General features: G+C 60.7%; 21 protein-coding genes. 11 read left to right on the top strand and 10 right to left on the bottom strand.

Annotated features, from left to right (window positions below):
* Window position 1 precedes the first annotated feature (1 nt).
* From FJQ55_RS10035 to FJQ55_RS10020, 4 genes are all read left to right on the top strand, one after another.
* A complete protein-coding gene (locus FJQ55_RS10035) occupies window positions 2-787 on the top strand; it encodes a TatD family hydrolase (RefSeq protein ID WP_140827605.1) in 786 nt (261 codons plus the stop codon).
* 10 nt (window positions 788-797) lie between these two features.
* A complete protein-coding gene (locus FJQ55_RS10030; RefSeq protein WP_140827604.1) occupies window positions 798-1,616 on the top strand; it encodes an MBL fold metallo-hydrolase in 819 nt (272 codons plus the stop codon).
* A gap of 167 nt (window positions 1,617-1,783) precedes the next feature.
* Window positions 1,784-2,086 (top strand): hypothetical protein, encoded by a 303-nt coding sequence (locus FJQ55_RS10025; RefSeq protein ID WP_140827603.1) that lies wholly within the window; start codon window positions 1,784-1,786, stop codon window positions 2,084-2,086.
* 37 nt (window positions 2,087-2,123) lie between these two features.
* Window positions 2,124-2,333: a hypervirulence associated TUDOR domain-containing protein gene (locus tag FJQ55_RS10020; protein WP_140827601.1), complete on the top strand. Its 210-nt coding sequence runs from the start codon at window positions 2,124-2,126 to the stop codon at window positions 2,331-2,333.
* A gap of 304 nt (window positions 2,334-2,637) precedes the next feature.
* Here the strand turns inward: FJQ55_RS10020 and FJQ55_RS10015 are convergent, their stop codons facing one another.
* Complete coding sequence (locus FJQ55_RS10015; RefSeq protein ID WP_140827600.1) at window positions 2,638-3,393, bottom strand: metallophosphoesterase; 756 nt, start codon at window positions 3,391-3,393, stop codon at window positions 2,638-2,640.
* A 346-nt stretch (window positions 3,394-3,739) separates the two neighbouring features.
* Between FJQ55_RS10015 and FJQ55_RS10010 the strand changes: the two genes are divergently transcribed.
* On the top strand, window positions 3,740-4,162 hold the full coding sequence (locus FJQ55_RS10010; protein WP_246085064.1) for a DUF4864 domain-containing protein: 423 nt from the start codon (window positions 3,740-3,742) through the stop codon (window positions 4,160-4,162).
* A gap of 57 nt (window positions 4,163-4,219) precedes the next feature.
* Here FJQ55_RS10010 and tgt read toward each other — a convergent pair whose 3' ends face one another.
* The 5 genes from tgt to coaD all read right to left on the bottom strand — a co-directional run bounded on the left by tgt (window position 4,220) and on the right by coaD (window position 8,181).
* Window positions 4,220-5,350, bottom strand: coding sequence for a tRNA guanosine(34) transglycosylase Tgt (gene tgt / locus FJQ55_RS10005; protein WP_140827598.1), 1,131 nt, complete (start codon window positions 5,348-5,350; stop codon window positions 4,220-4,222).
* Between the two features lie 3 nt (window positions 5,351-5,353).
* Window positions 5,354-6,448: a tRNA preQ1(34) S-adenosylmethionine ribosyltransferase-isomerase QueA gene (gene queA / locus FJQ55_RS10000; RefSeq protein WP_140827597.1), complete on the bottom strand. Its 1,095-nt coding sequence runs from the start codon at window positions 6,446-6,448 to the stop codon at window positions 5,354-5,356.
* Between the two features lie 92 nt (window positions 6,449-6,540).
* Window positions 6,541-7,050 carry a peptidylprolyl isomerase gene (locus FJQ55_RS09995; RefSeq protein WP_140827596.1) on the bottom strand — a complete coding sequence of 170 codons (510 nt, stop codon included), beginning with the start codon at window positions 7,048-7,050 and terminating at the stop codon, window positions 6,541-6,543.
* Between the two features lie 39 nt (window positions 7,051-7,089).
* The gene (locus FJQ55_RS09990; protein ID WP_140827594.1) at window positions 7,090-7,659 is read right to left on the bottom strand and encodes a peptidylprolyl isomerase; all 570 of its coding nucleotides are present in this window, start codon (window positions 7,657-7,659) and stop codon (window positions 7,090-7,092) included.
* 27 nt (window positions 7,660-7,686) lie between these two features.
* Window positions 7,687-8,181 carry a pantetheine-phosphate adenylyltransferase gene (coaD, locus tag FJQ55_RS09985; RefSeq protein WP_140827593.1) on the bottom strand — a complete coding sequence of 165 codons (495 nt, stop codon included), beginning with the start codon at window positions 8,179-8,181 and terminating at the stop codon, window positions 7,687-7,689.
* A gap of 209 nt (window positions 8,182-8,390) precedes the next feature.
* Here coaD and FJQ55_RS23335 point away from each other — a divergent pair, with 209 nt between their 5' ends.
* The 3 genes from FJQ55_RS23335 to FJQ55_RS23850 all read left to right on the top strand — a co-directional run bounded on the left by FJQ55_RS23335 (window position 8,391) and on the right by FJQ55_RS23850 (window position 8,982).
* Window positions 8,391-8,549, top strand: coding sequence for a hypothetical protein (locus tag FJQ55_RS23335; RefSeq protein ID WP_161596973.1), 159 nt, complete (start codon window positions 8,391-8,393; stop codon window positions 8,547-8,549).
* Window positions 8,550-8,633: 84 nt separating this feature from the next.
* Window positions 8,634-8,786, top strand: coding sequence for a hypothetical protein (locus FJQ55_RS23330; protein ID WP_156378729.1), 153 nt, complete (start codon window positions 8,634-8,636; stop codon window positions 8,784-8,786).
* 61 nt (window positions 8,787-8,847) lie between these two features.
* Complete coding sequence (locus tag FJQ55_RS23850) at window positions 8,848-8,982, top strand: hypothetical protein (protein WP_274533385.1); 135 nt, start codon at window positions 8,848-8,850, stop codon at window positions 8,980-8,982.
* Between the two features lie 184 nt (window positions 8,983-9,166).
* Here FJQ55_RS23850 and gyrA read toward each other — a convergent pair whose 3' ends face one another.
* Window positions 9,167-11,986, bottom strand: coding sequence for a DNA gyrase subunit A (gene gyrA, locus FJQ55_RS09980; protein ID WP_140827591.1), 2,820 nt, complete (start codon window positions 11,984-11,986; stop codon window positions 9,167-9,169).
* A gap of 194 nt (window positions 11,987-12,180) precedes the next feature.
* Between gyrA and FJQ55_RS09975 the strand changes: the two genes are divergently transcribed.
* Complete coding sequence (locus FJQ55_RS09975) at window positions 12,181-12,810, top strand: MarC family protein (protein ID WP_140827590.1); 630 nt, start codon at window positions 12,181-12,183, stop codon at window positions 12,808-12,810.
* A gap of 150 nt (window positions 12,811-12,960) precedes the next feature.
* On the opposite strand, the gene FJQ55_RS09970 is transcribed toward FJQ55_RS09975, so the two are convergent.
* Window positions 12,961-13,500 carry a single-stranded DNA-binding protein gene (locus FJQ55_RS09970; RefSeq protein WP_140827588.1) on the bottom strand — a complete coding sequence of 180 codons (540 nt, stop codon included), beginning with the start codon at window positions 13,498-13,500 and terminating at the stop codon, window positions 12,961-12,963.
* A 281-nt stretch (window positions 13,501-13,781) separates the two neighbouring features.
* Between FJQ55_RS09970 and uvrA the strand changes: the two genes are divergently transcribed.
* Window positions 13,782-16,703 (top strand): excinuclease ABC subunit UvrA, encoded by a 2,922-nt coding sequence (gene uvrA, locus FJQ55_RS09965; protein ID WP_140827587.1) that lies wholly within the window; start codon window positions 13,782-13,784, stop codon window positions 16,701-16,703.
* Between the two features lie 13 nt (window positions 16,704-16,716).
* Here uvrA and FJQ55_RS23535 read toward each other — a convergent pair whose 3' ends face one another.
* A complete protein-coding gene (locus FJQ55_RS23535) occupies window positions 16,717-16,926 on the bottom strand; it encodes a type II toxin-antitoxin system VapC family toxin (protein ID WP_208758193.1) in 210 nt (69 codons plus the stop codon).
* Window positions 16,927-17,088: 162 nt separating this feature from the next.
* Entirely contained in the window at window positions 17,089-17,361 is a 273-nt protein-coding gene (locus FJQ55_RS09955) for a type II toxin-antitoxin system Phd/YefM family antitoxin (protein ID WP_140827586.1), read from the bottom strand.
* A 65-nt stretch (window positions 17,362-17,426) separates the two neighbouring features.
* On the opposite strand from FJQ55_RS09955, the gene FJQ55_RS09950 reads away from it, so the two are divergent.
* Complete coding sequence (locus FJQ55_RS09950; RefSeq protein ID WP_140827584.1) at window positions 17,427-18,230, top strand: DUF72 domain-containing protein; 804 nt, start codon at window positions 17,427-17,429, stop codon at window positions 18,228-18,230.
* The last annotated feature ends 126 nt before the right edge of the window (window positions 18,231-18,356 follow it).

Genomic DNA, 18,356 nt, shown 5'->3' with positions numbered 1-18,356 from the left:
CATGCTCATCGATACCCATTGCCACCTGGATTTCGCGGACTTCGACAGCGAGCGTGACGAACTGGTCACGCGGGCGCACCAAGCTGGCGTGAAGCAGATGGTGACGATCTCGACGCGGGTCAGGAAGCTCGAGACACTGCTGGCCCTCACCGAGCGCTATCCGAGCGTCTTCTGCTCGGTGGGCACGCATCCGAACAATGCCGGTGACGAGCTGGATGTGACGGCGGACGAGCTGGTGAAGCTTGCGGAAAGGCATGCGAAGGTCGTGGCGATCGGCGAGGCCGGGCTCGACTATTTTTACGACACGCAGACGCCCGAGGACCAGAAAACGGGCCTGGCCCGCCATATCGAGGCGGCACGGCGCACCGGTCTGCCACTGGTGATCCACAGCCGCAGCGCCGATGAGGACATGGCGGCGATTCTGACCGAGGAAACAGGGAAGGGGGCCTTCCCTTTCATCCTGCATTGCTTCTCCTCCGGCCAGGCTCTGGCCGATACCGGCGTTTCGCTCGGCGGCTATGTCTCCTTTTCGGGCATTGTGACCTTTCCCAAATCGGAAGAGCTGCGCGCGATTGCCAAGACCGTGCCGATGGACCGGTTGCTGGTCGAGACGGATGCGCCGTATCTGGCGCCGAAGCGCTGGCGTGGAAAACGCAACGAGCCGTCCTATGTCGTCAATACGGCGGAGGTTCTGGCGGAGGTGAAGGGCGTGAGCTACGCAGAAATGGCTGAGATCACGACCGAGAATGCCTTCCGGTGCTTCTCGAAGATGCCCAGGCTGAGCTGAGGGAGTCCTGATGAAGGTCACGCGCCGGTTCACGCTGCTCGGTTGCTCCTCGTCTCCCGGCGTGCCCCGGATTAATGGCGACTGGGGCAATTGCAACCCGGGCAATCCGAAAAACCGGCGGTCTCGGGCGTCCTTTCTGATCGAGCAAATCGCGCCGGATGGCGGAAAGACCGTGGTCGTCGTGGATACGGGGCCGGATTTCCGCGAGCAGATGATCCGTTCGAAGGTCGAACATATCGACGCTGTCATTTACAGCCATGCGCACGCCGATCATCTCCATGGCATCGACGATCTGCGCGGCTATTTTCACAGCCAGCACAAGCGCATTCCCATCTATGCCGAGCCCTATACGATGAGCCGCATCGAGGAAGGGTTCGGTTATTGCCTGAAGACACCGCCGGGGAGCGCTTATCCGCCGATCGTGGAGCCGCATGTCATCGAGGACCTGTCGCAGCCGATCGATATCGGTGGCGCCGGGGGCACCATCTCGCTCACGCCGCTCAAACAGCAGCATGGCGACATCCTATCCGTCGGGCTTCGTGTTGGCGACGTGGCCTATTGCTGTGACGTCTCGGATTTCCCTGCCGAGACCGTGGCCAAGCTGTCCGGACTGGACCTGCTGTTCATCGACGCTCTGCAATACCGGCCGCATCCGAGCCATCTCTCGCTCGAGCAGGCGCTCGGCTGGATCGAGCGGCTCGCACCGAAACGTGCCGTTCTCACACATATGCACACACCGCTCGATTACGACACGGTGATGGCTGAGACACCGGCTAGCGTCGAGCCAGGATACGACCTCTTTTCCGTATCGGTTCAGATGGATAATTGAACTTTCTGATATTTCGCATGAAGATCAGGTGGCGCCAATTTGCCGGGAGTCTCGGGGCGAAGAGCGCGTAGCATCCGAAATGGCTCGTATGGAACCGTAAAGTCTGGATCCCGTTAGCGGATTTGGAGCGTGGTCACGCTTCAATCATCTAACGAGGAGCGACAGGAATGGACGACAGGTTCAAGCCGACGGAAGCCATGGCGCGGGCCGCCGAGAAAGGCCTCGCGCTGCGCAGCGAGTTCAAACGGGGCGGCACGGATGTGGGCGTGGCAAGGGCCCGAGACATCAAGAACCGGCGCAACCTTTCCGAGGACACCGTCAAGCGGATGAAAAGCTATTTCGCCCGCCACGCCGTCGACAAGGATGCGGCCCGGTTCGGAGATCCCGACGATCCGTCCGCCGGCTATATCGCATGGCTGCTCTGGGGCGGCGACGCGGGACGAGACTGGGCAGAGAAGAAACTTCAGTGATCGAAGAACTGGCGCCATAGCGATCGGAGACCTGCAGATGACGAAAGAACTGCATAAAGGCGACAAGGTGACCTGGGAAACGAGCCAGGGCAAGACCGAAGGCAAGGTCGTGAAGAAACAAACGAGCCAGACGAAAATCAAGGGACACGCGGTAAAGGCGTCCGCTGCGGATCCGCAGTACATCGTCAAGAGCGACAAGACGGGTAAGAAGGCCGCGCACAAGCCGGATGCGCTGCGAAAGAGTTGACGGCGGGGCTAGAGGACCGTCGACGTCGGCGCAGAGATAGCGGAGTATGTGGCGGTCGACCTGTAGGCGCTTTGCGCACCTCGGTTGTCATCTAAGTTCCATAATCTATCTTATGCGATTTTTGTATTCCCAGGGTGGGTTCAAGGATGAAGTGCGACTTGCGAATGATACCAATGGGTTGTCACTCGCAAGGAGACTGCAATGGAACGCACCTACTCCCACATTGACCTTGATGAGCGTCGTATCATCGCGCGGATGTTGGCGCGTCACTGCGCATGACATGCAGATCATTCCCTCAGCTCTCTCAGAGATCCGCCACCTGCAGGATCGTCTTGGCTGAAATCTCGGTCTCCGAAGGATAGCCGAAGGCGTTGTTGATGTAGGTCACGCCGTCGAGCATCTTGTTGCGGTTGAGATGGCTGTGGCCGTAGAAGTGCTTGGATGAGCCAAGCTCGCGAATTCGGCGCTCCAGCCGATCGGTGCCGAGGACCGGAAACAGCGCCTTGTGCTTCTCCGGATAGCGTGCCGGCATGAGGTCGAGCCTGGGCACGAAATGCGAGACGCTGTAGACGGTGTCGAAGCCCGACGTGTCCGGGATCACGTTCATCGCGTCGAAGCGTTCAGCGACTTCTGCCGGGTTCAAGCCTTCCCAGTTGCACTTGTAGAAATCCATCCAGCCGCGCTTGATGGTCGGCCCCGGCTCGCCGAAGGAATAGTCATACCAGGCGAGTAGCGGGACGATCAGGGTCTTGCCGATTGCCATGGGGCTGGTTTCGATGCCGTACCCCTGACAGAGCGTTTTCAGTGTTTCGAATTTGTCGAAGGATGGCCCCTTCCCGCTTCGAGCCGTCCATAAATCGTGATTGCCGGGAAGGAAAAGAAGCTTCCGGTAGCGCGGCACGAGTTCGTCGAAACAGGTTTTGACGAGATCGAGTTCGTCGGAGAGATCGCCGGCAACGATCAGGACGTCATCGGTGAAATCGGCGCGCGACAGTGCGCGCAGCCAGTCGAGGTTCTGACGATAATCGACATGGAAATCGGATCCTAGGAAAAGGCGCATTTTTCAGGGATCCGCACGGGTTTCGAAGTCATGTCTGCCTTCTACTGTAAATCTGCGCGGCGGCAAGCGTGGGCAGCGTTTGGATACAGCCGTCTTTCGCTTCTCCGACGCTGTCATCGTCCCCTGCCCGATCTCCGTTTTTCTCGCCCAAGTCCCCGGAAAATTTCTCATCGGCTCCGATCTGTCCGCGTTTCGCCCCTCAATACAGGCGTAGCGAGCGATGTTCACAAATCCGCGATTGTCGCGAGATCGCAGATACGGATCTTCCCGGCCGCGCGAATCGTCCTATTCTTCTAGGTGCGATGACTGAAACGCGAGGGGAATCATGATGCGCATGCGGATTGGAATGGCCCTTTTTCTTCTGATGGCAGGGATGCAGACATTGGCGGTCGCTCAACAGGCTGTGACCGGCGATCCGGCTGGTTTGGCGAAAGGCGTGATCGAGCGACAGATCACCGCCTTTCTGAACGATGATGCGGCGGCCGCCTATTCCTTCGCGTCCCCGGAGATCAAGTCGGTCTTTCCCAATGCCGACCGTTTCTTCGAGATGGTGAAGAAGAGTTACGGACCGGTCTATCGGCCCGGCAACTATGCCTTCGGCCGCAACCAGATTTCGCCCGATGGCCAGGTTGCCTTCCAGGAGGTTCTGATTTCAGCGCCTGACGGAAAAGACTGGGCGGTCTATTACGAATTGAAACGCCAGAAGGACGGCAGCTTCGCCATCAATGGCGTGCGCATGAAGCGGGAGACGTCGAGCCAGGGCATCTGACGGTCGCTGCGGCGGTGGAGCGGAGCTGTTGCCCCGCCCTCGCCTCACCGGTGTCGTTCAGACGGGGTCGATGTCGCCGCGGTTCCACATCTCAATCGTCTCGGCCTTGAAGTCCTCGAAGCGATTTTCGGCAATCGCCTGGCGGATGCCCTGCATCAGTTCCTGATAGTAGCTGAGGTTGTTCCAGGAGAGCAGCATGCCGCCGAGGGCCTCGTTGGAGCGCACGAGGTGGTGCAGATAGGCACGCGAATAATCGCGGGTCGCCGGGCAATTCGACTGTTCGTCGAGCGGGCGCATGTCTTCGGCGTGGCGGGCGTTGCGGATATTGACCTTGCCGCGTCGGGTGAATGCCAGGCCATGGCGGCCGGAGCGCGTCGGCATGACGCAGTCGAACATGTCGATGCCTTCGGCGACCGACTTCAGGATATCATCCGGCGTGCCGACCCCCATCAGGTAACGCGGCTTTTCGGTGGGCAGAACCGGTAGCGTGATGCGCAGCATGTCGAGCATCACCGCTTGCGGCTCACCGACCGCAAGACCGCCGACTGCATAACCCTTGAGATCGAGCTGTTTTAGGCCTTCAGCGGAGCGGATGCGCAGGTTTGGCTGGTCGCCGCCCTGGACGATGCCGAACATGGCCTTGCCCGGCTGGGTGCCGAAGGCGATGCGGCAGCGTTCGGCCCAGCGCAGCGAGAGCTCCATGGCGCGTTCGATCTCGCGTGGTTCGGCGGGCAGTGCCACGCACTCGTCGAGCTGCATCTGGATATCACTGTCGAGCAGTCCCTGGATCTCGATCGAGCGTTCCGGCGACATGTGGTGCAAGCTACCATCGACATGGCTCTTGAAGGTCACGCCTTGTTCGTCGAGTTTGCGCAGGCCAGACAGCGACATGACCTGGAAACCGCCCGAATCGGTCAGGATCGGGCCGGGCCAGCGGATGAGTTCATGCAGACCGCCAAGGCGGGCGACCCGTTCCGGGCCGGGGCGCAGCATCAGGTGATAGGTGTTGCCGAGGATGATATCGGCGCCCCCTTCCTTGACCTGGTCGAGATACATGGCCTTGACGGTGCCGACGGTACCGACCGGCATGAAGGCCGGTGTGCGGATCGTGCCGCGCGGCATGGTGATCTCGCCGAGGCGGGCCTTGCCGCTTACGGCCTTCAGATTGAACGTGAAATTCTCGGACATCGGTCAGTCGTCTTTCCGGAAGAGCAGGCTGGAATCGCCGTAGGAGTAGAAGCGGTAGCCGGTTTTGATGGCGTGGGCGTATGCGTCCCGCATCGTAGCGAGGCCGGCAAAGGCGGAAACCAGCATGAAGAGCGTGGATTTGGGCAGGTGGAAATTGGTCATCAGCATGTCCACCGCCTTGAAGCGATAGCCGGGCGTAATGAAGATGCCGGTGGCACCCGACCAGGCGGGAATGTGGCCCCCCTCCTCCGCGGCGCTTTCGAGAAGACGCAGCGAGGTGGTGCCGACGGCGACGATACGGTTGCCGCGGGCGCGCACGGCATTGAGGGCAGCAGCCGTCGAGGGCGAGATATAGCCGATCTCCTCGTGCATCTTGTGCTCGGCGGTATCATCCGCCTTGACCGGCAGGAAGGTGCCGGCGCCGACATGCAGCGTGACGAAATGGCGCTCTATGCCGGCGGCGTCGAGTTTGGCGAAGAGGTCTGGCGTGAAATGCAGGCCGGCGGTCGGCGCGGCCACGGCGCCCTCCTCACGGGCATAGATGGTCTGATAGTCGGCGCGATCCTTTTCGTCTTCCGGCCGCTTGGCGGCGATATAGGGCGGAAGCGGGATGTGGCCGACGGTGGCGATCGCCTGATCGAGGTCGGGGCCGGAGAAGTCGAAGGCAAGCTCGATTTCGCCGGCTTCCCCCTTTTCGGCGACAGTCGCGACGAGAGAACCCATCAGGCAGGTGGCGCTGTCGCCCTGCCCTACGCCGAAATCGATGCGGTCGCCGGGTTTGATGCGCTTGCCCGGCTTGGCGAAGGCTTTCCATCTTGAGCCGCCGACGCGCATATGCAGCGTGCAGGAGACGGCGATCTCCTCGGCCCCCTCACGATGGCGGATGCCTTCGAGCTGGGCCGGGATGACCTTGGTATCGTTGAAGACGAGGGCGTCGCCGGGCCTCAGGAAGGACGGCAGATCGTAGACATGATGGTCTTCGAGCACAGGATCGGCGTCAGGGCGCACCACCAGGAAACGGGCATGGTCGCGCGGGCTTGCGGGCCTGAGCGCAATGTTGTCATCCGGCAGGTCGAAGTCGAAGAGGTCTACACGCATCACTGTTCGCAAGGATTGAGGTGGCGGGTCTAAACGCGAAAACCCGCCCGGGTGCCGTGCACCGAGGCGGGCTTGGTGTGGCTTTAAGCCGATCAGGCGTCGGCGGCAACCTTCATCGACAGGATCGAATCCGGATCGGAGACTGGCTCGCCCTTCTTGATCTGGTCGATGATGTCCATGCCTTCAATGACCTGACCCCAGACGGAGTACTGCTTGTTGAGCCAGGGTGCATCGGTGAAGCAGATGAAGAACTGGCTGTTGGCCGAGTTCGGGCTCTGCGAGCGGGCCATGGAGCAGGTGCCGCGGACATGCGGGGTGGCCGAGAATTCAGCCTTCAAGTCCGGCTTTTCCGATCCGCCCATGCCAGCACGGCCGGGGTTGAAGCTGTCGCCGCCCTTCTTGCCGAACTTCACGTCGCCGGTCTGGGCCATGAAGTCTGCGATAACGCGGTGGAAGACGACGCCATCATAGGCGCCTTCGCGCGACAATTCCTTGATGCGGGCGACATGGCCGGGGGCCAGATCCGGGAAGAGCGCGATGACGACCTTGCCCTTGGTGGTTTCCATCAGGATGGTGTTTTCCGGATCCTTGATCTCGGCCATGGGGGTTCTCCTTGGTTGGGGCTTGGCGCCCGGTAGATATCAGTTGCGGCCGACGGTGACCTTAATCATGCGATCGGGATCCGTCACTTCGCCATTGCCGCCTTCGCCGCGCTTGATCTTGTCAACATATTCCATGCCCGACACGACCTTACCGACGACGGTGTACTGGCCGTTCAGGAAGCCGCCTTCGGCGAACATGATGAAGAACTGCGAATTGGCAGAGTTCGGATCCTGGCTGCGGGCCATGCCGACCGTGCCGCGCTCGAAGGGCGTGTTCGAGAACTCGGCCTGGATGTCCGGCAGATTCGAGCCGCCGGTGCCGGCGCGCTGGGCGTCGTAGCCGTTCTCCATGTCGCCGTACTGGACGTCGCCGGTCTGCGCCATGAAGCCGTCGATCACCCGGTGGAAGGCGACGTTATCGTATTCACCCGAAGAAGCGAGCTTCTTGATCTGGGCAACGTGCTTCGGTGCCACATCCGGCATGAGTTGGATGACAACAGGGCCGTCCTTGAGCTGTATGGTCAGGTAATCATCGTTCGACTGGGCCTGGGCGGAGCCGAAACCGACGACGGCAAAGAACAAAGCAGTGGCAATATGGACGAGCTTCATAATCACTCCAGTTCGGGGCTTGCGGGCTTAGCGCCCGTATTTGGAATTGAGGGCGGCCAGCACGGGACCGGGTACAAAAGCGCTCACATCGCCCCCCATGGCGGCGATCTGCCGGACCAATGTGGCGGTTATGGGCCGGGAGGTGGCGGCGGCGGGCAGGAAGACCGTCTGCAACTCCGGCGCCATCTGCGCATTCATGCCGGCCATCTGCATCTCGTAATCAAAATCGGTGCCATCACGCAGGCCGCGGACAAGGAACTTCGCGCCTGCGCGCCGGGCTGCGTCAATGGCTAGATCAGCGAAGGAGACGACCTTTAGGTCCCCTGCTCGGTTCGGCAATACCGTATCCAGCGACGCCCGGATCAGGTCCGCGCGCTCTGCGTATGAGAACAGTGGCGTCTTTCCGGGATGGGTGCCGATGGCGACGACGAGACGCTCGGCGAGGTTCAGTGCCTGTACGAGCACATCCAGATGACCATTGGTCACCGGATCGAAGGAGCCAGGATAGAACGCGGTTGCCATGGATGCACGATCTTTCGTTTCGACGCCTTTTGTCATGGAAGCCGGCATATCGCAAGCGTCTTGCCCTGGTCGAACCCGTATCCGCGTTACACTTTTCCGCCGCCTTTTCGCCGTGAACGGCAGATGAACGGCCTGTTCAAGGCGGCTTCACGGCGGGACCGGTATTCATGAATCGTGCCTCAAACCACCGACAAGACAAGGACGTTCCAATGCTCGTTCTCCTGATCACCTCTGCCCTCGCCGCTTCGCTCCTCGTCGAACTCGGTCTTGCCGTCGCACGCGATCTTCTGGAGGCCGCGAATTCGGATTTCGAAGATGAACGCCAGATGAACAAGGTGTTCAAGAGCACTTCAGGCAAAGTTTGGTAAACCTCTTCCTACACTGCACGGGGAACCATTTCCGCGCACAACCATTTACCGGCTGCGAATGCCGGCTTTTGAAGGACTATCGCAATGCATGACAAAGTTACCCTGATCAACCTCGTCTGGATGATGATGATGACTGCCATGGTTGCTACTTCGGCAGCCTTCTATGTCAAGGATAGCAACGACGCCAAGTTTTACGGCCCTCCGATGACCGCGCGCTACCACAGCTTCGGCCATTAATCGGAAATCAAATCTTCGCCGCTAGAAACGAAACGTCACGCTGAAGAAGAAAGGGAAGACCATGTTTGTAACGCTCACGGTACTCGCCGCTCTCATCAGTGGTATGTTTGTGGCCTCGGTCGCTTCGACGATCACCGCCCTCAAGCGCGAAGACCAGGATTTTCGGGCCATGGTGGAGCGCCGCAAGGCCTTCTGAGCCCCAATACCAAGCGGTCAAGCCGGTGGATCCACACGCCAGGCCTCATAGAAAACCGCATCGAACTTGATGCAGACCTCCAGCAAAAAGCCCGCTCGGACCATGTCTGGCGGGCTTTTCGTTTAGTCGGCTTGTCGATTGCGGGCGGCCATGGGCCGGCCCCGATCAAGGGCCGGGCTTCGTCTTATTCGGTGATTGGTTCACCATCGCCTGCAGCCTCTGCGGCGGCCGAAGTTTCAGCGCCGCCTTCGACGCCAGCCTCTGCCACGGCCTCGCCCTCAACCACTTCATCCTCGCCTTCCGGCTCGCTGATGCGTTCGACGGAGACGACCTTTTCATCCTTGGCGGTGGAGAAGATGGTGACCCCCTTGGTCGCACGGCTGGCGATGCGGATGCCATTGACCGGCACGCGGATCAGCTGACCGCCGTCGGAGACCAGCATCAGCTGGTCCTTTTCCTCGACCGGGAAGGCGGCGACAAGTTCGCCGATCTCGCCCGTCTTCGAGGTGTCGGTGGCGCGGATGCCCTTGCCGCCACGGCCGGAGGTGCGGAAGTCGTAAGACGAGGAGCGCTTGCCGAAGCCCTTTTCCGAGACGGTGAGGACGAACTGTTCGCGGTCCTTCAGCTCCTGGTAACGGTCTTCGGCCAGTTCACCCTCTTCTGCCACTTCCTCGCCGACCAGAGCGATATCGTCCTCTTCGACGCCGCTTGCACGACGCTCAACGGCGGAGCGCTTGAGATAGGCCGCCCGTTCCCACGGCTCGGCATCGACATGGCCGAGAATGGTCATCGAAATCAGACGGTCGGCCTCTGCGAGGGTCAGACCGCGCACACCGATCGAGTTGCGGCCGGCGAAGACGCGCACTTCATCGACGGGGAAACGGATCGCCTGGCCGAGCGCGGTCGTCAGCAGCACGTCGTCACGCTCGGTGCAGGTCTCGACCGCGAGGATTTCGTCACCCTCCTCCTCGAGCTTCATCGCGATCTTGCCGTTGCGGTTGACCTGGATGAAGTCGGACAGCTTGTTGCGGCGAACCGTGCCACGGGTCGTCGAGAACATCACGTCGAGGTTTTCCCAGCTCGTCTCGTCCTCAGGCAGCGGCATGATAGAGGTGATGCGCTCGCCGGGCTCCAGCGGGAACATGTTGATCATGGCCTTGCCGCGCGACGTCGGGGTGCCGATCGGCAGGCGCCAGACCTTTTCCTTGTATACGATGCCGCGCGATGAGAAGAAGAGAACAGGCGTGTGGGTATTGGCGACGAACAGGCGGGTCGCGAAATCCTCGTCCTTCATGGCCATGCCGGAACGGCCCTTGCCGCCGCGGCGCTGCGCACGATACGTCGTCAGCGGCACGCGCTTGATATAGCCGGCATGGGACACGGTCACGACCATGTCTTCGCGGGCGATCAGGTCCTCGTCGTCCATATCGGGACCGCCATCGACGATCTGGGTGCGGCGCGGGGTGCCGAATTCGTCGCGGATGGCGGCGAACTCGTCCTTGACGATGGACTGAATGCGGACGCGCGACGACAGGATGTCGAGATAATCCGAAATCTCGGCGCCGATCTTGTTGAGCTCCTCGTCGATTTCGTCTCGACCGAGAGCGGTCAGGCGAGCCAGGCGCAGTTCGAGGATGGCGCGGGCCTGCTCTTCGGAGAGATTGTAGGTCAGATCCTCGTTGATGCGATGACGCGGATCGTCGATCAGGCGGATCAGCGATTCCACGTCATGGGCGGGCCAGCGGCGCGTCATCAGCTGTTCGCGGGCGGTGGCCGGGTCCGGTGCCTTGCGGATCAGCGCGATGACTTCATCGATATTGGCGACAGCAATCGCGAGACCCACCAAGACATGGGCGCGCTCGCGGGCCTTGCGCAGCAGGTATTTGGTGCGGCGGCTGACGACTTCCTCGCGGAAGGCAACGAAGGCGCGCAGCATGTCGAGCAGGGTCAGCTGTTCCGGCTTGCCGCCGTTCAGCGCCACCATGTTGCAGCCGAAGGATGTCTGCAACGGCGTGTAGCGATAAAGCTGGTTCAGAATGACATCGGCATTGGCATCGCGCTTCAGCTCGATGACGACGCGGTAGCCGTCGCGATCGGATTCGTCGCGCAGGTCGGAGATGCCCTCGATGCGTTTTTCGCGCACGAGTTCGGCCATCTTCTCGATCATCGTCGCCTTGTTCACCTGAAAGGGGATCTCGGTGATGATGATCTGCTCGCGATCGCCGCGCATCGGCTCGACGCGGGCCACGCCCCGCATGACCACGGAGCCCCTGCCCGTCTCATAAGCCGACTTGATGCCGGAGCGGCCGAGGATCATGGCACCGGTCGGGAAGTCTGGCCCCGGAATGATCTGCATCAGTTCCGGCAGCTCAATCGCCGGATTGTCGATGAGTGCCGTGCAGCCATCGAGAACCTCAACGAGATTGTGCGGCGGGATGTTGGTCGCCATGCCGACGGCAATGCCGCCTGCACCATTGACCAGAAGGTTCGGGAATTTCGCGGGAACGACGACCGGCTCCGACATGGTGCCGTCATAGTTGTCGCGGAAGTCGACCGTCTCCTTGTCCAGATCGTCGAGCAGCGCGTGCGAAACCTTCTCAAGGCGGCATTCCGTGTAACGCTGCGCGGCCGGCGGATCGCCATCAACCGAGCCGAAATTGCCCTGACCGTCGATCAGCGGCATGCGCAGCGACCAAGGCTGGGCCATACGAGCCAGCGCATCATAGATCGCGGCATCGCCGTGCGGGTGGTACTTACCCATGACGTCGCCGGTAACGCGGGCGCTCTTGACGTATTTCTTGTTCCAGTCGAGACCGAGCTCGTTCATCCCGTAAAGGATGCGCCGATGTACCGGTTTCAAACCATCACGCACGTCGGGAAGTGCACGGCTCACGATGACGCTCATCGCGTAATCGAGATAAGACCGCTGCATTTCCTCCATGATGGAAATAGGCTCAATGCCTTGAGGGAACTTGCCGCTGCCGGGAGTGCTTTGCTCAGTCAAATCAGGTCACGATCTCTGTTCGGAATCACTGGGGAATTTATAGCGGAACAGGCGCGGAAGCGCCAATTTTGACCCGGGTTATAAACAGGCTTTTGCGGCCACGCAAAGGCATTCGGCAGATTAGAGCAAGCCGGTCTCTTGCCAGCCGGAGCCGGCTTTGACTTTATGGACTCGAACCTGCAGGGAGACCCATCATGGCCACCACCGAAACGATGATCAGCGCGCTTACCACCCTGCTGGTCACGGTCGATCCGCCGGGCCTGGCGCCCTTGTTCCTAGGACTGACGCAGGGTATGACAGGCGCGCAGCGCCAGCAGGTCGCCGTGCGCGGCGCGGTGATGGGCTTCGCGATCCTCACGGTCTTTGCGCTGTTCGGCGCCAGCATTCTTGGCGCACTCGGAATCTCGATGGGCGCGTTTCGCATCGCCGGTGGGCTTATGCTGTTTGCCATCGCCTTCGAGATGATCTTCGAAAAGCGGAACGAGCGGAAGGAGAAGACGACTGGCGACGCTATCACCAAGGATCACATCCACAACCTCGCGGTCTTTCCGCTGGCCATACCGCTGATTGCGGGACCAGGCGCCATTTCGGCGACCGTGCTTATTTCCGGCACGATGGACGGCTGGGTCGGCAAGCTGCAACTGATCACAGTCATTGCCGTCGTCCTGGGGCTTGTGTTCACTTCGCTTTACCTCGCCGACAGGCTGAACCGCTTCCTCGGCGTTACAGGACGGGCGCTACTGACCCGGCTTCTGGGTGTGCTGCTGGCGGCGCTTTCGGTGCAGTTCGTGGTGGACGGGATCAAATCGGCGTTCGGGGCCTGACGCGTGTTTCCGACATTCTGCCCGAACAGGCTCTTCGGCAATTGCCTCATTCTGCAAACAAGCCTTTATAGTCCCTTGCCTCAGCATCTGTCGGCAGTTCATTAAAAAAGGGAGCCGAAGCTCCCTTTCCAAAAGGCCAACAACCCGAGATCAGAACGGGATGTCGTCATCCAGATCGCGCGAGAAGCCGCCGGAGGGGGCGCTGCCGCCACGGCTCGCACCGCCGGAGGAGCCGCCGCGCGAGGGAGTAGGCGAGCCATAGCCGCCGTCGTAACCGCCGCCGCCGTAGCTGTCGCCACCGAAGTCATTGCCGCCACGCGAGGCCCCGGCGCCATCGCCACGACCGCCGAGCATGGTCAGGTTGCCGTTGAACCCCTGCAGAACGACTTCCGTCGAGTAACGGTCGTTGCCGTTCTGGTCCTGCCACTTGCGAGTCTGGAGCTGGCCCTCGACGTAGACCGTGGAGCCTTTCTTCAGATACTGTTCGGCAACCTTGCACAGGCCCTCATTGAAAATAACGACCTGATGCCACTCGGTCTTTTCCTTGCGCTCGCCGCTGTTCTTGTCGCGCCAGCTTTCCGAGGTCGCGATGCGCAGGTTGGCGATCGGACGACCGTCCTGGGTCCGGCGGATTTCGGGATCGGCACCGAGATTGCCGATCAGAATGACCTTATTGACGCTACCAGCCATGACACTCACCTTACTGCCGCGCCGCCGCGGCGTTCAAAATTCAATCAATTTGCACCTTATCCCATCGCCGGCGCGATTGGGCGCTTCGGGACTATAATCCACAGAATGTGGCAAGCTGAAAATTTGTTCTTTATTTGTTCTAATATTTCCGTATGATCCTGTCAACAGAATCGAAATTGCGCAGTGACCGCCTCTTCCGCCTCGACTCGGGGGCAACGTTGACTACATAAGGACAGTTCTCCCAAGGACAGTCCCCTTCCCTTTGCCGATCAGAGCCTGACATGAGCGAACTCAAGACCATTTCCATCCGTGGCGCGCGCGAGCACAATCTGAAGGGTATCGACCTCGATTTGCCTCGCAACAGCCTGATCGTGATGACGGGGCTCTCTGGCTCCGGCAAGTCGTCGCTCGCCTTCGACACCATTTATGCCGAAGGGCAGCGCCGTTATGTCGAGAGCCTGTCGGCCTATGCCCGACAGTTCCTGGAAATGATGCAGAAGCCCGACGTCGACCAGATCGAGGGCCTGTCGCCGGCGATCTCGATCGAGCAGAAGACGACCTCGCGCAACCCGCGTTCGACGGTCGGTACCGTCACCGAGATCTACGATTACATGCGCCTGTTGTTCGCCCGCGTCGGAGTGCCCTATTCACCGGCGACGGGGCTGCCGATCGAGAGCCAGACGGTCAGCCAGATGGTCGATCGCGTGCTGGCGCTGGAGGAAGGCACGCGTCTCTATATCCTCGCGCCGATGATCCGTGGCCGCAAGGGCGAGTACAAGAAGGAACTCGCCGAGCTGATGAAGAAGGGGTTTCAGCGCGTCAAGATCGACGGGCAGTTCTACGAAATCGCCGAGGCACCGACGCTCGACAAGAAATACAAGCATGACATCGATGTGGTGGTCGACCGGGTGGTGGTGCGCCCCGACATTGCGAGTCGCCTGGCTGACAGTCTGGAAACCTGCCTGCGTCTCGCCGACGGTCTGGCCGTTGCCGAATATGCCGACAAGCCGCTGCCGCAGGAGGAAACGGCTGCTGGCGGTTCGGCCAACAAGTCCCTGAACGAGACGCATGAGCGCGTTCTGTTTTCGGAAAAATTTGCTTGCCCGGTGTCCGGCTTCACCATTCCGGAAATCGAGCCGCGGCTCTTCTCGTTCAACAACCCGTTCGGCGCCTGCCCGACCTGCGACGGTCTCGGCAGCCAGCAGAAGATCGACGAGGCACTGATCGTGCCGGAGGCCAATCGCAAGCTGAATGACGGCGCGATTGCGCCCTGGGCCAAGTCCAGTTCGCCCTATTACAACCAGACGCTCGAAGCGCTCGGCAAAGCCTTCAACTTCAAGCTGACGTCGAAATGGTCCGATCTGTCGGAGGCCGCACAGAAGGCGATCCTGCACGGGACCGAGGAAAAGATCGACTTCCATTATGCCGACGGCGCCCGGTCCTACACCACGACCAAGACATTCGAAGGCATCGTGCCGAATCTCGAGCGACGCTGGAAGGAGACCGACAGCGCCTGGGCGCGCGAGGAGATCGAGCGCTTCATGTCGGCCGCCCCCTGCCCGGCCTGCAACGGTTTCCGCCTGAAGCCGGAGGCGCTGGCGGTGAAGATCAACGGGTTGCATATCGGCCAGGTGACCGACATGGCGATCCGCAATGCAGGTTCCTGGTTCGAGGACCTGCCGGCCAAGCTCACCGACAAGCAGAACGAGATCGCGGTCCGCATTTTGAAGGAAATCCGCGAACGCCTTCGTTTCCTCAACGATGTCGGGCTCGACTATCTCTCGATGTCGCGCAATTCCGGGACGCTGTCGGGTGGCGAAAGCCAGCGCATTCGTTTGGCTTCCCAGATCGGCTCAGGTCTGACGGGGGTGCTCTACGTGCTGGACGAGCCGTCGATCGGCCTGCATCAGCGCGACAATGCGCGGCTTCTCGACACGCTGAAGCACCTGCGCGACATCGGCAATACGGTGATCGTCGTCGAGCATGACGAGGACGCGATCCTGACGGCCGATTACGTCGTCGACATCGGTCCGGCGGCCGGTATTCATGGCGGCCAAGTCATCGCGCAGGGCTCCCCGCAGGAGATCATGGCCAACCCAAAATCGCTAACAGGTAAGTACCTGACGGGCGAGTTGGGGGTCAATGTGCCCGCCCAGCGGCGCAAGCCGAAAAAGGGGCAGCAGATCAAGGTGGTCGGGGCCAAGGGCAACAACCTGAAGAATGTCACGGCCTCGATCCCGCTTGGCGTGTTCACGGCGGTGACGGGTGTGTCCGGTGGCGGCAAGTCGACCTTCCTGATCGAGACGCTGTACAAGGCGGCGGCGCGCCGAGTTATGGGTGCGCGCGAGAACCCGGCCGAGCACGACCGTATCGACGGTTTCGAATTCATCGACAAGGTGATCGATATCGACCAGTCGCCGATCGGCCGCACGCCGCGCTCGAACCCGGCGACTTATACCGGTGCCTTCACGCCGATCCGCGACTGGTTCACCGGACTGCCGGAAGCGAAAGCGCGCGGCTATCAGGCCGGACGCTTCTCGTTCAACGTCAAGGGCGGCCGCTGCGAGGCCTGCCAGGGCGACGGCGTGATCAAGATCGAGATGCACTTCCTGCCGGATGTCTATGTCACCTGCGACGTCTGCCATGGCAAACGCTACAACCGCGAGACACTGGACGTGACCTTCAAGGGCAAGTCGATCGCCGACGTGCTCGACATGACGGTCGAGGAGGGTGTCGAGTTCTTCCAGGCGGTGCCGGCGGTGCGCGACAAACTGCAGGCGCTGTTCGATGTCGGCCTCGGCTATATCAAGGTCGGCCAGCAGGCGAACACGCTGTCGGGTGGCGAGGCGCAGCGCGTCAAGCTGGCCAAGGAGCTGTCGAAGCGCTCGACGGGACGCACACTCTATATCCTCGACGAGCCGACCACCGGCCTGCATTTCCACGATGTCGCCAAGCTGCTGGAAATGCTTCAGGAACTGGTAAATCAGGGTAATTCCGTCGTGGTCATCGAGCACAATCTCGAAGTCATCAAGACCGCCGACTACATCCTCGACTTCGGCCCGGAAGGCGGCGACGGTGGTGGCCAGATCGTGGCGCAGGGCACGCCTGAGGAAGTGGTGAAGGTGGAGGCGTCCTATACGGGGCAGTTCCTCAAGGAGTTATTGCAGCGTCGACCGGTGAAGAAGGTTCAGGCGGCGGAGTGATCCGCCGCACCGGCTACCAGAGGCGTTCGATGCCGAAATCGTCGAAAGCTTTGTCGATGGTGACGAGGGCGAGGGTTTCGAGCCTTGCCTGGGCAGCCAGCATGCGGTCAAACGGGTCCTTGTGATCTGATGGCATCTGGCCAGCAAGTAAGGCGTGTCTGGGGGTGACCGGAAGCTTTTCAAAGCCCGCGTCATCCAGGACAGCATCGAAATGCTCGATCATCTCGCGAGCTTGCCGATGCGGAACTTGTTGGCAATTTCGAATGCGGTGACGGAACTGACGCAGCGGCGCGGGCGGGCGAAGCCGGGCGCGGCTTTGCCGAGGCACTCAGTCTTGGATTTGCTGTGATCCACCAGAGAAATGCATGGGTATCAAGGAGAAAGCTTATTCGCCATTGTCACCCGGAAAAGAATACTTCCCCTCCCATGCATCCAGTTCGTTCTCTGACATGGGTTGTAAAAACAGGTCGGTCGGGATCTTGTCACGAAGGTGCGCGAACCGACCGTATCCGCGTACGGGCTTTTTTTGCAGCTCGAACGGCACCAGCTTCGCAATCGGCTCCTCGCCGCGCGCAATAACGATTTCCTCGCCGGCTTCGACGCGGGCGAGGAGTTTTGAGAGTTCCATCTTGGCCTTGTGAATGGTGACGATCGTCATCGCTCGCTCCGGAGCCGAATTTTATATTAGCTAATCGCCTAGCTAACTTCAATGGGAGGCATTTCATGACCAAATCCGGTACGATCCGCTGCGGTATCGGGGGATGGACTTTCGATCCCTGGGACGACAGTTTTTACCCCTCCGACCTGCCGAAGAAGCGGCAACTGGAATACGCGAGCCGGCAACTGACCGCCATCGAGGTCAATGGCACTTATTATTCCAGCCAGAAGCCGGCAACGTTTGCCAAATGGGCAGCGGACGTGCCTGAGAATTTCGTATTTTCGCTGAAGGCGAGCCGGTTTTGCACCAACCGCAAGATCCTGGCCGAAGCCGGCCCGTCGGTGGAGAAGTTTCTGCATCAGGGGATCGAAGAGCTTGGACCCCATCTGGGGCCGATCCTCTGGCAGTTCATGGGGACGAAGAAGTTTGATGCTGAAGATTTCGAGGCGTTTCTCGATCTGTTACCGAAGACATTGAACGGGCTGCCGCTGCGCCATGTCGTCGAGCCGCGCCATGAAAGTTTCCTCGTGCCGGAGTTCATCGACATGTTGCGGCGGCACGAAGTCGCTGCCGTTTGTGCCGATCACCATGACTATCCGATGTTTGCCGATCCGACGGCAGACTTCGTCTATGCCCGGCTGCAGAAGGGCACGGACGAGATGCCGACCTGTTATCCGCCGAAGGAGATCGATCACTGGGCCGAGCGTTTGAAGATTTTTGCTGCGGGCGGCATGCCTGAAGATCTCGACTTCATCGCGAAGGAGCAGCCGGCAAAAAAGACGCCGCGCGATGTCTTTGCCTTCTTTATTTCCGGGGGCAAGGTGAACGCGCCGCGCGGTGCCATGGAACTGCAGAAGCGCGTCGGCTGACGCTGCGACTGTGCCTGATCTTCATCAATTTGTGACATTGGCGAAACTGGACTAGGCTCGGTCGCAGAGTCGCGGTCATGACCGCGATCTGGGCCGGCATGTTTCCCGTTCGGACGTGCGCGTCCA

It is taken from the genome of Rhizobium glycinendophyticum (assembly GCF_006443685.1).
GTDB lineage: Bacteria > Pseudomonadota > Alphaproteobacteria > Rhizobiales > Rhizobiaceae > Allorhizobium > Allorhizobium glycinendophyticum.
The sequence above is the reverse complement of the archived record's forward strand: the minus strand, read 5'-3'. Positions and strand labels throughout refer to the sequence as shown.